The 13,907-nt window shown below is 62.5% G+C and carries 13 protein-coding genes; 12 read left to right on the top strand and 1 reads right to left on the bottom strand.

Features of this window, described 5'->3' with window-relative positions:
* The first annotated feature begins 442 nt into the window (after positions 1-442).
* The gene (dapA, locus tag G8E10_RS03855) at positions 443-1,327 is read left to right on the top strand and encodes a 4-hydroxy-tetrahydrodipicolinate synthase (RefSeq protein WP_167127161.1); all 885 of its coding nucleotides are present in this window, start codon (positions 443-445) and stop codon (positions 1,325-1,327) included.
* Positions 1,327-1,803: an SsrA-binding protein SmpB gene (gene smpB, locus G8E10_RS03860; RefSeq protein WP_092932893.1), complete on the top strand. Its 477-nt coding sequence runs from the start codon at positions 1,327-1,329 to the stop codon at positions 1,801-1,803. Before dapA ends, smpB begins: the two co-directional genes overlap by 1 nt.
* A gap of 54 nt (positions 1,804-1,857) precedes the next feature.
* Here the strand turns inward: smpB and G8E10_RS03865 are convergent, their stop codons facing one another.
* Positions 1,858-2,436, bottom strand: coding sequence for a LabA-like NYN domain-containing protein (locus tag G8E10_RS03865; RefSeq protein WP_110800089.1), 579 nt, complete (start codon positions 2,434-2,436; stop codon positions 1,858-1,860).
* Between the two features lie 499 nt (positions 2,437-2,935).
* Here G8E10_RS03865 and rpoZ point away from each other — a divergent pair, with 499 nt between their 5' ends.
* From rpoZ to G8E10_RS03915, 10 genes are all read left to right on the top strand, one after another.
* Positions 2,936-3,337, top strand: coding sequence for a DNA-directed RNA polymerase subunit omega (gene rpoZ / locus G8E10_RS03870; protein ID WP_132446722.1), 402 nt, complete (start codon positions 2,936-2,938; stop codon positions 3,335-3,337).
* A gap of 305 nt (positions 3,338-3,642) precedes the next feature.
* On the top strand, positions 3,643-5,868 hold the full coding sequence (locus G8E10_RS03875) for a RelA/SpoT family protein (RefSeq protein WP_110799719.1): 2,226 nt from the start codon (positions 3,643-3,645) through the stop codon (positions 5,866-5,868).
* A gap of 138 nt (positions 5,869-6,006) precedes the next feature.
* Positions 6,007-6,159: a DUF3563 domain-containing protein gene (locus G8E10_RS03880; RefSeq protein ID WP_110726527.1), complete on the top strand. Its 153-nt coding sequence runs from the start codon at positions 6,007-6,009 to the stop codon at positions 6,157-6,159.
* Between the two features lie 451 nt (positions 6,160-6,610).
* Positions 6,611-7,174, top strand: coding sequence for a DUF2062 domain-containing protein (locus tag G8E10_RS03885; RefSeq protein ID WP_132446726.1), 564 nt, complete (start codon positions 6,611-6,613; stop codon positions 7,172-7,174).
* Positions 7,175-7,205: 31 nt separating this feature from the next.
* Positions 7,206-7,625 (top strand): holo-ACP synthase, encoded by a 420-nt coding sequence (gene acpS, locus G8E10_RS03890; protein ID WP_110732686.1) that lies wholly within the window; start codon positions 7,206-7,208, stop codon positions 7,623-7,625.
* A gap of 162 nt (positions 7,626-7,787) precedes the next feature.
* Positions 7,788-8,531 (top strand): signal peptidase I, encoded by a 744-nt coding sequence (lepB, locus tag G8E10_RS03895; RefSeq protein ID WP_110799717.1) that lies wholly within the window; start codon positions 7,788-7,790, stop codon positions 8,529-8,531.
* A complete protein-coding gene (rnc, locus tag G8E10_RS03900; RefSeq protein WP_167127164.1) occupies positions 8,531-9,241 on the top strand; it encodes a ribonuclease III in 711 nt (236 codons plus the stop codon). Before lepB ends, rnc begins: the two co-directional genes overlap by 1 nt.
* A 114-nt stretch (positions 9,242-9,355) precedes the next feature.
* Positions 9,356-10,339: a GTPase Era gene (gene era, locus G8E10_RS03905; RefSeq protein ID WP_425530815.1), complete on the top strand. Its 984-nt coding sequence runs from the start codon at positions 9,356-9,358 to the stop codon at positions 10,337-10,339.
* Positions 10,340-10,457: 118 nt separating this feature from the next.
* Positions 10,458-11,459, top strand: a complete 1,002-nt coding sequence (locus G8E10_RS03910) for a glutathione S-transferase family protein (RefSeq protein WP_167127167.1) — start codon at positions 10,458-10,460, stop codon at positions 11,457-11,459.
* Positions 11,460-11,534: 75 nt separating this feature from the next.
* A complete protein-coding gene (locus tag G8E10_RS03915) occupies positions 11,535-13,853 on the top strand; it encodes a Tex family protein (RefSeq protein ID WP_132663581.1) in 2,319 nt (772 codons plus the stop codon).
* Positions 13,854-13,907: the final 54 nt, after the last annotated feature.

Consider the following 13,907-nt stretch of genomic DNA (forward strand, 5'->3'; position numbering starts at 1 on the left):
GGGGAGGGGGACGCCGGCCGGTTCGGCCTGTGCGGCGATACTCGGGACGAAGAGCGCGCCGAGCCCGAGCGTGGAAACACCCAAGGCGGCGATCAGTGTTCGATGGATGGCACCACGCATGAAAACTTTCCCGCCCATGATCAACCCGCCGTTTTGCAATCCTACCGCATTTGGCCTACCGCATTTGGCAAGCGAGACGCTAATGAAAGGTTAAGCCGGTCCCGGATCCTGAGATTGCCTTGAACCGTGATCGTCTCGTGTTCAAAAATAAGCGTGAACCGCCTGAACCCTCAGGCTGCCTCGTCCGTTCCGCTCTGCGTCGACGCTGCCAGTCAATGCTTGCCGCCGGAGATCGGGACGATTAAGGTGCCGGCAATTTTCTAACCGTGAAATACGGCCGAAGCATGGGTCTCCAGTGCCCGCGCGCCGTCAGGAGTCGTGCATGTTCAAGGGATCCATTCCCGCTCTCATCACCCCGTTCACACCGGCCGGCGCCGTGGATGAGGACGCATTCGTCGATCACGTCCAGTGGGTGATCTCCGAGGGTAGTCACGGTGTCGTTCCGGTGGGAACGACGGGCGAATCCCCCACCTTGTCGCATGCCGAGCACAAGCGCGTCGTCGAACTCTGCATCGAGGCCGCCGGCGGTCGCGTTCCCGTCATCGCCGGTGCCGGGTCCAACAACACCCGCGAGGCCATCGAGCTTGCCCAGCACGCGGAGAAGGCTGGCGCCGACGGTATCCTCGTCGTGACACCTTATTATAACAAGCCGACGCAGAAGGGGCTTTATGCCCACTTTTCGGCGATCGCCGAGGCCGTCAAGCTTCCGATCGTCATCTACAATATTCCCGGCCGCTCGGTCATCGACATGTCGCCGGAAACCATGGGTACCCTGCGCAAGGCCTATCCATCGATCCTGGGTGTGAAGGACGCGACCGGCAAGATCGAGCGCGTATCCGAACAGCGCATTACCTGTGGTGCGGATTTCGTCCAGCTTTCGGGCGAAGACGCGACGGCGCTCGGTTTCAACGCCCATGGCGGCGTCGGCTGTATTTCCGTCACGGCCAATGTCGCGCCGCGTTTGTGCGCCGAGTTCCAGGAAGCGACGCTGGCCGGCGATTTCGCCAAGGCACTCGTCTATCAGGACCAGTTGATGCCGCTGCACAAGGCCATCTTCATGGAACCCGGCGTCTGCGGCTCGAAGTTCGCGCTGAACCGGCTGCGCGGCATGAGCCGACACGTCCGCTCGCCGCTGATGCCCTCGCTCGAGCCCGCAACCGAAAGCGCGATCGAGGCGGCGCTCATTCATGCAGGGCTGCTGAACTGATGGCCCCGAAGGGCAGCGAGCGCACCGTTCGCAAGATCGTCGCTGAAAACCGCAAGGCGCGCTACAATTACGAGATCCTCGACACCTACGAGGCAGGTCTTGTGCTGACCGGCACCGAGGTGAAGTCGCTGCGCGAGGGCAAGGCCAATATCGCCGAGTCCTACGCAACCGACGAGGCCGGTGAGATATGGCTGATCAATTCCTATCTGCCGGAATATCTGCAGGCCAACCGCTTCAATCACGAGCCGCGCCGCCGCCGCAAGCTTCTGCTGTCCAAGCGTGAGGTGAACCGGCTGCAGGGTGCAGTGAACCGCGAGGGCATGTCGCTGATCCCGTTGAAGATCTATTTCAACGATCAGGGACGCGCCAAGCTCGAGCTGGCACTCGGCAAGGGTAAGAAGCTGCACGACAAGCGGGAAAGCGAAAAAGAGCGCGACTGGAACCGCCAGAAAAGCCGTCTTTTGAAGGACGGCTGAAGCGCGCAGACGATATCGCGGTCGGCGCCAGGGCGCCGATCCGAGGTTATGACGTCAGTTCAGATCGTCCTGATGCGCCGGCTCGACTGTGCGGGACTGCCGCTCGGACGGGTCGCGCCCGATTTCAGCCTTCAGACCGATAAGATCGATGAAGTGATCCGCTTGGCGCCGCAGGTCGTCGGCGATCATCGGTGGCTGGGTCGACATGGTGGAGACCACGGACACCTTCCGGCCCTTGCGCTGCAGTGCCTCCACCAGCGTGGTGAAATCACCGTCGCCCGAAAAGATCACGAGATGATCGACGGTTTCCGATTGCTCCATGGCATCGATGGCAAGCTCGATGTCCATATTGCCCTTGATCTTCCGCCGGCCGAGCGAATCAGTGAATTCCTTGGCAGGCTTCGTCACGACCTTGTAGCCGTTGTAGTCCAGCCAGTCGATCAGAGGGCGGATCGAGGAATACTCCTGATCCTCGATCAGCGCCGTGTAATAATAGGCGCGCAGCAGATAGCCCCGCTTCTGAAAAGCTTTCAAAAGCTTACGATAATCGATGTCGAAGCCGAGGCTTTTCGACGCGGCGTACAGGTTCGCACCATCGATAAAGAGAGCTATTTTTTCGCGGGGATCGAACATCGGCATTCCTTCAGTCCGGCGAGGAGCGCAATTTTTCCTGTCCATTATCGGACGCGAAACAAGTGCAGACCGGGGGTATCATGATGACTGTCCTTATCGCACCAGTGATCGAGAGAAAAGTTCGATAGAAGACAAACGTCGTTCGAGCACAAATTTTCCCGGCTCACTAGTCTCGATCGGCAACGCACACATCAACATGACAAACGAACCCCTAAATATGTGGTAAGCTGTCCGCTTTTCATACAAATCTAATGTTGAAACCTGACTTTTGCAATTTCCACGATAGGGTCCAAAAACAATACTATCGGCAACGCTTACCCTTTATCGCCCGCCCTCTCATGAAAAACTTGAATTTTCAGGCCAATGGCTGTATCCGGCAACCAATCCGTTCCTGAGAGCCGGAATGCCGCGCCAGCCTCGGTCGCTCTCGTCATCAATATCTGCGCAGGCAGGCAGCCTCTGGCCGCGTCCGGCGCTTGAAACCATCGAAGGATACGCAATGGCCCGCGTTACGGTCGAAGATTGCATCGACAAGGTCGACAACCGCTTTGAGCTCGTGCTCCTCGCCAGCCACCGTGCGCGCCTGATCTCCCAGGGCGCGGCGATCACCATCGATCGCGACAACGACAAGAACCCCGTCGTGGCCCTGCGCGAGATCGCCGACGAGACTTTGTCTCCCGGCGACCTCAAGGAAGATCTGATCCATTCGCTGCAGAAGCACGTCGAGGTCGACGAGCCGGAAGCAGATCCCGCCTCCATCACGGGCAGCTCGGCAAACTTCTCTGATGCTTCCGAGGACGACGATCAGCCCGAAGCCGTGACCTTCGACCGCATGACGGAAGAAGAACTGCTGGCCGGCATCGAGGGCCTCGTTCCCCCGGAAAAGAGCGACGACTACTGATCGTCCCTATCAGCATTCAATCTTCGAAGCGCCGGCATCGTCCGGCGCTTTGTCGTTTTGGCCGCCCTTCACTCCTGCATCCCTTGCATCGTAAAGCCGGAGCTTCGCTGCGGCGATAAAGCGCGGAAAATTTGCGCATCTATGATTCCGATGGTGGGAAATCGCCGGTAGCGCCATGATATACCGGAAGAATCGCGCCCGATTGCAACGGACGCGCTTTCCGTTGCTGCTGCGTCATGATTTAAATGGATTTCCATTAAAGGAGTGATGTTGCAGATACACAGCCCCCGCGGAGCCGCACACGCATGATGCGCCAATATGAACTCGTCGAACGGGTTCAGAAATACAAGCCCGACGTCAACGAGGCATTGCTCAACAAGGCCTATGTCTATGCCATGCAGAAGCATGGCCAGCAGAAGCGCGCCAGCGGCGACCCCTATATTTCGCATCCGCTGGAAGTCGCGGCTATCCTGACGGAAATGCACCTCGACGAGGCGACGATCGCGGTGGCGCTGCTGCACGACACCATCGAGGACACGACGGCAACGCGGGCGGAGATCGACGATCTCTTCGGCGAGGACATCGGGGCGCTCGTCGAGGGCCTGACCAAGATCAAGAAGCTCGATCTCGTCAGCCGCAAGGCCAAGCAGGCGGAAAACCTGCGCAAGCTGCTGCTGGCCATCTCCGACGACGTGCGTGTCCTCCTCGTCAAACTTGCCGACCGCCTGCACAACATGCGCACGCTCGATCATATGTCGGCGGAGAAGCGCGCCCGGATCTCCGAGGAGACGATGGAGATCTATGCGCCGCTGGCCGGCCGCATGGGCATGCACGACATGCGCGAGGAGCTGGAAAACCTCTCCTTCCGTCACATCAATCCCGATGCCTTCGAAACCGTGACGCAGCGGCTGGACGAGCTTTCCGCCCGCAACGAGGGGCTCATCAAGAAGATCGAGGATGAGCTGGGCGAGTTGCTCGCCGCCAAGGGCCTCACCGGCATCGCCGTCAAGGGGCGGCAGAAGAAGCCCTATTCCGTCTTTCGCAAGATGCAGTCCAAGTCCCTGTCCTTCGAGCAGCTGTCCGATGTCTGGGGCTTCCGGGTGATCGTCGAGGATATCCCGGCGTGCTATCGCGCGCTCGGCATCGTCCACACCCGCTGGCGCGTCGTGCCGGGCAAGTTCAAGGATTACATCTCGACGCCCAAGCAGAACGACTATCAGTCGATCCACACGACCATCGTCGGCCCGTCGCGCCAGCGTATCGAACTGCAGATCCGCACGCGCCGCATGCACGAAATCGCCGAATACGGCATTGCCGCGCATACGCTCTACAAGGACGGCGCCGAGGCGCAGGGCGACGTCAAGCTGTCGCCGACCTCCAACGCTTATTCCTGGCTGCGTCGCACCATCGAGGCGCTGGCGGAAGGCGACAATCCGGAAGAGTTTCTGGAGCATACCAAGCTCGAACTGTTCCAGGATCAGGTCTTCTGTTTCACGCCCAAGGGCCAGCTGATCGCCTTGCCGCGTGGCGCGACGCCGATCGATTTCGCCTATGCGGTGCACACCAATATCGGCGATACCTGCGTCGGCGCGAAGATCAACGGCCGGATCATGCCGCTCGTGACCCGGCTCGCCAATGGCGACGAGGTCGAGATCGTCCGTTCGGGCATACAGGTGCCACCGGCGGCCTGGGAAGAGATCGTCGTCACCGGCAAGGCCCGCGCCGCCATCCGCCGCGCGACCAAGGCGGCCATCCGCAAGCAGTATTCGGGCCTCGGCTTCCGCATCCTCGAACGCACGTTCGAGCGCGCCGGCAAGCCGTTCACGCGCGAGGCGATGAAACCGATCCTGCACCGGCTGGGCCAGAAAGAGGTCGAGGACGCCATCGCCGCCGTTGGCCGTGGGGAGCTTTCCTCCCTCGACGTGCTGCGCGCCATGCACCCCGATCACCAGGACGAGCGCGTCACGCCAAAACCCTCGACGGACGATGGCTGGTTCGCGATGCGCTCGGCCGCCGGCATGGCGTTCAAGATCCCGGGCCATTCCAAGGAAAGCGCTACCGCCATCGATGCGGGTGGGCCGGAAGACCTGCCGATCCGTGGCCTCTCGGGCAATGCCTTCGTCCACTTCAGCGCATCCGGCGCCGTGCCCGGCGACCGCATCGTCGGCATCATGGAGAAGGACAAGGGGATCACCATCTACCCGATCCAGTCACCGAGCCTGCAGCAGTTCGATGACGAGTCGGAGCGGTGGATCGATGTGCGCTGGGATCTCGACCAGGCCAACAACACCCGCTTCATGGTGCGCGTGCAGGTCAACGCGCTGAACGAGCCGGGGACGCTGGCCGATATCGCGCAGTCGCTGGCCACCGGCGACATCAACATCCGCGCCATCACCATGGGGCCGATCGCCGCCGATTTCAGCGAGCTGATGCTCGATCTCGAGGTCTGGGACCTGCGCCAGCTGAACCATATGCTGACGCAGCTGAAGGACTTGCCCGTCATCTCCACGGTCAAGCGGGTCTTCCTTTGAGATGTCTGCCTGCAAGATAGGCTGCCGCTGAAGGCGGTATGCGCCGACAGCATGGCTGCCCGCCAAACCCGGCGCTGGTGCAAAGGCAACGATACGCTTATGTTCTGGCTCGGGAGGTAAACGAAGAAAGGTTTACCAATGTTCAAGCAGATCAAGAAGCTCACCGGCGCCCTGCGCCCCTTGTCGGCAGCCGAACGCGAACTGAGCTACCTCAACGGCTCGTCCGATCGCATCGACCTCGAATACCGCCAGCGCCAGATCGACCGCGGTCTGTTCCGCAGCGGCTTCTGAGCCAGGGTCATTCGAACCAAATTGAGATATGAGCCTTGCACCTCGTGCAAGGCTGACATGCGCAAGCTCATCTGGGGCTTGGTCATACCAGCAGTCCCAAAATTTTCCCGGCAGGATGCGGCCATGATGGCGGCTCGACCGGGAAAGGCTCGAGAGATGGCGGTTCATGATGGGCCGATATCGATGAGCGGTCGGGGATCGTCGTGCGGTGTGCCCTTTACGGGGCCCGCGTCCGCGGCGATCTTCGTATCATCGACGCGTCCTATGAACGCGATGCACGTCATGGATCGATAGCGGTCCGCATCGCAAATGATCCCGTCCGTCGCGGCCTGCCTCCCCACGCCACGGTCGAGAAAATGTGCTGCTGAAATGCTGCACCTGCGTCGAGATTGCCTCGCATTGCCCCAATTAGCCATTGTACGGCCACACGGGCATCGTCTATCACGGCACTATGGTATTCAAACGTCGTCAGCCCGCATCGTTCTCAGTCCGGCTCCGCGAGCTGGTCTGGCCGCGCAAGGGGTTTACCCGCGGCCTGCGTTATCTGGCCCTGCGCATACTGCGCCTGTCGTCGTCGCCCCATTCCATCGCCATGGGCGTTGCAGCCGGGGCCGCGTCCTCCGCCACGCCCTTCGTGGGCTTCCATATTCTCCTGGCACTTGCGGCCGCTTATCTCTTCTCCGGCAACCTGATCGCCGCCGGCATTGCGACGACGCTCGCCAACCCGTTGACGATTCCGGTCATTCTCGCGAGCAGCTACGAGATCGGCACGGCGATCCTCGGCTCGGGCGCCCACGCGCCGCTGGATGGCGAAGATATGCTGCAGAAGCTGACGCACCTGCAACTGACCGAGCTTTGGGGCCCTGTGCTGAAGCCATTGCTGCTCGGCAGCCTGCCGCTGGCGGCGGGTAGCGCGGTTGTCTTCTATATCGGCTCCTATTATGCGGCCCGGCTGTTTCAGTCGCGGCGCGTGTCGCGTCTTGCGGAGAAGCTCAAGGCCTCGCAAGCGGCCTAAACCCTTAACCTTTCGGATCCCTCAGGTTTTCATGATCATCGGCCTTGGCAGCGACCTTATCGACATCCGCCGCATCGACAACTCGCTGAACCGTTTCGGCGAGCGTTTCATCCAGCGCTGCTTCACCGAGGTGGAGATCGCGAAATCGGAGGGCCGCAAGAACCGGTCGGCATCCTATGCCAAGCGTTTCGCGGCGAAGGAGGCCTGTTCCAAGGCTCTGGGAACCGGGATCGGGCAGGGGGTCCTCTGGAAGGACATGGGTGTCGTCAACCTGCCCGGCGGCAAGCCGACCATGGTGCTGACCGGCGGTGCCGCCGTGCGCCTGGCGAGCATGCTGCCGCACGGCCACCGCGCCGTCGTGCACCTGACGATCACCGACGACGATCCTTTGGCGCAGGCCTTCGTCATAATAGAGGCGCTGCCCGTTGCTCCGGAAGACGTTAGCGGCTAGAGGATGGCCAAGTCGAGGTCCGCTGCGCCTGACGGTGCGCGTGTTCGCAAGGGCGCTTGAGCCCGATGGACCCAAGCGCGTGCGAGCGCCATGGACCCCTGCAGACCAACGGCATTCAGACGATAACAAGCGCCGGTCAGCGGCAAACAAGGATAGACGGGCGTGGCAGAAAAAATCGCAAAGAAGGACAGCGGCCTTTGGGAGAATGTGAAGGTCATCATCCAGGCCTTGCTTCTGGCCCTGGTGATCCGCACCGTACTCTTCCAGCCGTTCACGATTCCGTCCGGCTCGATGATGCCGACGCTGCTCGTGGGCGATTACATCTTCGTCAACAAGTTCGCCTACGGCTATTCGAAATACTCGCTGCCGCGTTCGCCCGACCTCTTCAGCGGCCGCATTTTCGGCAGTGAGCCGAAGCGCGGCGACATCGCCGTCTTCCGCTTCCCGCCCAATCCCGAAATCGACTATATCAAGCGCGTCATCGGCCTGCCGGGCGACCGGGTACAGGTGCGCAATTCCATTCTCTACGTCAACGACAAGGAAGTCGCCCGCGCGCCCGACGGCGTCTTCCGGGCCGACGACCAGTACGACACCGGCGCCGACGTGCCGGTCTTCCGCGAAACGCTCGACAACGGCGTCAGCTTCGACACGCTGGACCAGTTTCCGGATTCGCGCGGCGATAACACCCGCGAGTTCGTGGTGCCCGAAGGTCACTACTTCATGATGGGCGACAACCGCGACAATTCTGCCGACAGCCGTTTCGATGTCGGTTACGTCCCGGCCGAAAATCTCGTCGGTCGCGCCAGCCTCATCTTCTTCTCGCTCGGGCACGACACCTCCTTCCTGGAAATCTGGAAGTGGCCGGCAAACCTGCGCTACGACCGCCTGTTCAAGGTTCTGAAGTAATGAAGCCGCGCGATCTGGGGCCGCAGGAGCGCGAGCGCCTGGAAGAAACGCTCGGCTACGTCTTCACCGACAAGGTCAGGCTCGACCGTGCGCTGACGCATTCGAGCGCCCGCAATTCCGGCGGCTCTGACTATGAGCGGCTGGAATTCCTCGGCGACCGTGTGCTCGGTCTCTGTGTCGCCGAGCTTCTGTTCCAGACGTTCAAAACGGCGAACGAGGGCGAGTTGTCGGTGCGGCTGAACCAGCTGGTCAGCGCCGAAAGCTGCGCTGCGATTTCCGACGAGATCGAGCTTCACCGCTTCATCCGCGCCGGTGCCGACGTCAAGAAGCTCTCCGGCAAGCATGTGTTGAACATCCGTGCCGACGTGGTGGAAGCGCTGATCGCCGCGATCTATCTCGATGGCGGTCTGGAGGCTGCGCGTGGCTTCGTGCTCAAGCACTGGAAGGCCCGCGCGACGCGCGCCGACGGCGCCCGCCGGGATGCCAAGACGGAATTGCAGGAATGGTCGCATGCGAAGTTCGGCGTCGCCCCGCACTATCGCGTGGACGACCGCTCCGGTCCCGACCATGATCCGCGCTTCACGGTGACGGTGATCATTCCCGGCGTTGCGCCCGAGACGGGCGTGGACCGTTCCAAGCGGGCCGCCGAGCAGACCGCCGCAACCCGCATTCTGGAGCGGGAAGGGGTCTGGGCCGCTTCCGGACCCTGATCATGGGCGCCTGATCCGGCGCGCAACGAACCTGTTTCAAACCTCTGGTCGCGGAAGCGATTGCGGTTCATACTCACGCCGGCAGACACGCCGGCCCTCAACGAATTGACGGATATGATGACCGAAGATCACACGGATCCTGCCGAGACCGGACAGGACGCAGCAGTCGAAACCGAAGGCGCAACGGATATCGCCGAGAATGTCGGGCCGACACATTCCGGCTTCGTCGCCATGATCGGTGCGACGAATGCCGGCAAGTCGACGCTCGTCAACCGGCTGGTTGGCGCCAAGGTGTCGATCGTCAGCCACAAGGTGCAGACGACGCGCGCTATCGTGCGCGGTATCGCCATTCACGATCGCGCGCAGATCGTGTTCATGGACACGCCCGGCATCTTCAAGCCGCGTCGCAGGCTCGACCGCGCCATGGTCACCACCGCCTGGGGCGGCGCCAAGGATGCCGATTTCATCATGCTGCTGGTCGACAGCGAGCGCGGGCTGAAGGGCGATGCGCAGATGATTCTGGAAGGCCTGAAGGAGGTCCACCAGCCGAAGATCCTCGTGCTCAACAAGATCGATCAGGTCTCCCGCGACGTCCTGCTGCAACTGGCCTCCGCCGCCAATGAGGTCGTTCCCTTCGAGCGCACCTTCATGATCTCGGCGCTGACCGGCTCCGGCTGCGAGGACGTCATGGACTATCTGGCGGCAGCCCTGCCGGAAGGTCCCTGGTACTACCCGGAAGACCAGATCTCCGACCTGCCCATGCGCCAGCTGGCCGCCGAGATCACCCGCGAAAAGCTGTTCCTGCGTCTCCATCAGGAGCTTCCCTATTCCTCGCATGTGGAAACCGAGGGCTGGGAGGAAAAGAAGGACGGCTCGGTGCGGATCGAGCAGGTGATCTATGTCGAGCGCGACAGCCAGAAGAAGATCGCACTCGGCAAGAATGGCGACGCCATCAAGGCGATCTCCATGGCCGCACGCAAGGAAATCGCCGAAATTCTGGAGCAGCCCGTCCACCTCTTCCTCTTCGTGAAAGTGCGGGAAAACTGGGGCGACGACCCCGAGCGCTTCCGCGAGATGGGGCTGGAATTCCCGCGCTGATGTAAAAGGGCGGAGCGACGCCATGATTCGGTGAACGCTCCGTCCAGTCCCGCCCGTCTTGTGCGCCCCGATCCGCCATGCCACCTGATGATCCATATCAGGTGCAAGGAGACGGCCGATGCCACAGCTCGTGAATGGGGTTTGGGAAAAGGGCGATGTCGCCGCCGGCGAAATGAAGGCCGGCGCCTTCCACCGCGAGCCGACCAGTTTTCGCAGCTGGATCACCCCGGACGGCAGCCCGGGACCGGAGGGCCAGCCCGCGCTCAAGGCAGAGGCCGGGCGTTTCCAGCTGTTCGTCGCCTATATCTGCCCGTGGGCCTCCCGCACGCTGATGATGCGCAGCATCAAGGGCCTGACCGACATCATACCCGTCGCCATTTCCGAGCCCGAACTCGGCGAAAACGGCTGGACCTACGATCCACCCGCCGATGCCGGGCCGCGCGTCGGCCGGATCCGCTACCAGCACGAACTCTACACGGCGTCCGACCCGCATTATACCGGCAAGGTCTCCGTGCCCGTGCTCTGGGACATTCGGGAAGGCCGGATCGTCAACAACGAGTCGGCCGACATCCTGCGCATCCTCAACGGCGGCTTCGATGAGTTGACCGGGAACCGTGGCGATCTCTATCCCGAACCCCTTCGCCCCGACATCGACCGCTGGAACGCGCTGATCTACGACACGCTCAACAACGGCGTCTATCGCTCGGGCTTCGCCCGCACGCAGGCCGCCTATGAAGACGCCGTTACGGGTGTTTTCGCGACTCTCGATACGCTCGAGGAGCATCTGTCACGGAACCGCTATGTTGCCGGTCGTCACCTGACGGAAGCCGATATCCGCCTGTTCGTGACATTGGTGCGCTTCGATGCGGCCTATCACGGCGCCTTCAAGTGCAATCTGCGCCGCATTGCCGACTATCCGCATCTTCAGGCCTATCTCCGCGATATCTATCAGTGGCCCGGCATCGCGGAGACGGTTCGGATCGACCATATCAAGCGCGGCTATTACTCCATCGCCCACATCAACCCGACGGGCATCGTGCCGCTCGGCCCCGATCTTGATGTCACCAGCCCGCATGGCCGGGATGGACTTGCGGGCGAGGGGATCGTCCAGCGCGTCTGAGCATCCGCGCGCGCTTGGCGTTCCCGCCCGATCTCTCTATGGTCCGCCCGATTCGGAAACAGGAGATCGCGCCTCATGTCGCAGCCAGCACAGACGTCCCCGCGGACGGTTCCGCCGATTGCACTTCTGATCGCGCAGGAGATCAAGGCGACGCAGGCGCAGGTCGTCTCCGCCGTCGAACTGCTGGATGGCGGTGCCACGGTGCCGTTCATCGCCCGCTACCGCAAGGAAGTCACCGGCGGCCTCGATGACACGCAGCTGCGCACGCTCGCCGAACGACTGGTCTACCTGCGAGAGCTGGAAGCCCGGCGGAACTCCATCGTCGACTCGATCCGCGGTCAGGGCAAGCTGACCGACGATCTTGAGCGCAAGATCGCCGCCGTTGCGACAAAGGCGGAGCTTGAGGACATCTATCTCCCCTACAAGCCGAAGCGGCGCACGAAAGCCGAGATCGCGCGCGAGAGGGGCCTCGGACCGCTGGCCGAAGCCATTCTTCTCGATCGCCGCATTCCGCCCGCGGACCGCGCCGCTTCGTTCCTTTCCGCCGAAGTGCCGGACGTGAAGGCGGCGCTCGAAGGCGCGCGCGACATCGTTGCCGAAGGCATCGTGGAGAATGCCGACCTACTCGGCCGGTTGCGCGGCCATATGCGCGGCGGCGCCTTTCTCCGTGCGAAGGTCGTGGCCGGTAAGGAAGCGGCCGGCGCGAAATTCTCCGATTATTTCGACCATTCCGAACGCTGGGCGACAGCCCCCGGCCACCGGGCGCTGGCCATGCTGCGCGGCTGGAACGAGGAAATCCTCTCGGTCGATATCATCGTGGACGAAGCCGATCCGTCGCCCGTCAAACCGGTCGAAAGCATCATCGCTGCCGCCTATCAGCTTGGCAGTCTGCCCGGCGATCAATGGCTGATGGAGGTCATCCGCTGGACATGGCGCGTCAAGCTCTCCATGTCGCTGTCGCTCGACCTGATGCGCGAACTGCGTGAGCGGGCCGAGGAGGAGGCGATCCACGTCTTCGCGCGAAACCTCAAGGATCTGTTGCTTGCAGCCCCCGCCGGCTCCCGCGCCACGATGGGTCTCGACCCGGGTATTCGTACCGGCGTGAAGGTAGCCATCATCGATGGAACCGGCAAGCTCTTGGAAACCACGACGGTCTATCCCTTTCCGCCGAAGAACGACGTGCGCGGCGCGCAGGCCGAGATCGCCAAGCTCGTCGCCCGCCACAAGGTGGAACTGATCTCCATCGGCAACGGCACCGGCAGCCGCGAGACCGAGCGACTGGTTGCCGACATGCTGGCCACATTGCCGGGCACGAAGCCCACCAAGGTCATCGTCTCAGAAGCGGGCGCGTCGATCTACTCGGCCTCGCAGGCGGCCGCCGATGAGTTCCCCACACTCGACGTCTCCCTGCGCGGCGCCGTCTCCATCGCCCGCAGGCTGCAGGATCCCTTGGCTGAACTCGTGAAGATCGAGCCGAAGTCGATCGGCGTCGGGCAGTACCAGCACGATGTCGATCAGGGCCGCTTGAGCCGCTCGCTCGATGCCGTGGTGGAAGATGCGGTGAACGCCGTCGGCGTCGATCTGAACACTGCATCCGCGCCGCTTCTCGCGCGCGTGTCCGGCCTCAGCCGCTCGACGGCAGAGGCGATCGTCGCGCACCGCGATGCGATCGGCCCGTTCAAGACCCGCACGGAACTGAAGACGGTGCCGCGCCTCGGCGCACGCACCTTCGAACAGTGCGCAGGCTTCCTGCGCATTCCCGGCGGCAAGGAGCCGCTCGATGCCTCCTCGGTCCACCCGGAAGCCTATGGCGTCGCCAAGAAGATCATTTCCGCCTGCGGCCGCGATGTCCGCACCGTGATGGGCGATTCCCAGCTCCTGAAGTCTCTCGACCCAAAGGTCTTCGTGGACGACCGCTTCGGCCTGCCGACCATTCGCGACATCCTGTCGGAACTCGAAAAACCCGGCCGCGACCCGCGCCCGAGCTTCAAGACAGCGACCTTTGCCGACGGCATCGACGACATCAAGGACCTGAAACCGGGCATGCTGCTGGAGGGCACCGTCACCAATGTCGCCGCCTTCGGCGCCTTTGTCGATATCGGCGTTCATCAGGACGGACTCGTGCATGTGTCGCAACTCGCCGACCGGTTCGTGAAAGATCCGCACGAGGTGGTAAAGGCCGGCGACGTGGTGAAGGTGCGCGTGACCGAGGTGGACGTGCCGCGCAAGCGCATCGGCCTGACCATGCGCAAGGATGGCGGCGAGGCGGGTGGGCGGCCTGCATCTCCGCCCGAGCCCCGGCGCGACCATCGACCGATCAAGCAGGAGAAGCCGGCACCGGCCGCCACCGGGGCGCTGGGCGAGGCGCTGTTGCGGGCGACCAAGCGGAAGTAACGCGTGACGCTTGTCATTTCCCGGCAGGCGTTTCATACCTGATGCAGGAACAGA

Origin of the sequence: Ferranicluibacter rubi, from assembly GCF_011603255.1 — a bacterium.
Lineage (GTDB): Bacteria > Pseudomonadota > Alphaproteobacteria > Rhizobiales > Rhizobiaceae > Ferranicluibacter > Ferranicluibacter rubi.

Coding starts and splice junctions, on each gene's coding strand:
- rpoZ (WP_132446722.1), top strand. CDS start 2,936: ATGGCCCGCGTTACGGTCGAAGATTGCATCGACAAGGTCGACAACCGC.
- rnc (WP_167127164.1), top strand. CDS start 8,531: ATGAAGCCGCGCGATCTGGGGCCGCAGGAGCGCGAGCGCCTGGAAGAA.
- dapA (WP_167127161.1), top strand. CDS start 443: ATGTTCAAGGGATCCATTCCCGCTCTCATCACCCCGTTCACACCGGCC.
- G8E10_RS03865 (WP_110800089.1), bottom strand. CDS start 2,436: ATGTTCGATCCCCGCGAAAAAATAGCTCTCTTTATCGATGGTGCGAAC.
- smpB (WP_092932893.1), top strand. CDS start 1,327: ATGGCCCCGAAGGGCAGCGAGCGCACCGTTCGCAAGATCGTCGCTGAA.
- era (WP_425530815.1), top strand. CDS start 9,356: ATGATGACCGAAGATCACACGGATCCTGCCGAGACCGGACAGGACGCA.
- acpS (WP_110732686.1), top strand. CDS start 7,206: ATGATCATCGGCCTTGGCAGCGACCTTATCGACATCCGCCGCATCGAC.
- G8E10_RS03910 (WP_167127167.1), top strand. CDS start 10,458: ATGCCACAGCTCGTGAATGGGGTTTGGGAAAAGGGCGATGTCGCCGCC.
- G8E10_RS03875 (WP_110799719.1), top strand. CDS start 3,643: ATGATGCGCCAATATGAACTCGTCGAACGGGTTCAGAAATACAAGCCC.
- G8E10_RS03915 (WP_132663581.1), top strand. CDS start 11,535: ATGTCGCAGCCAGCACAGACGTCCCCGCGGACGGTTCCGCCGATTGCA.
- G8E10_RS03885 (WP_132446726.1), top strand. CDS start 6,611: ATGGTATTCAAACGTCGTCAGCCCGCATCGTTCTCAGTCCGGCTCCGC.
- G8E10_RS03880 (WP_110726527.1), top strand. CDS start 6,007: ATGTTCAAGCAGATCAAGAAGCTCACCGGCGCCCTGCGCCCCTTGTCG.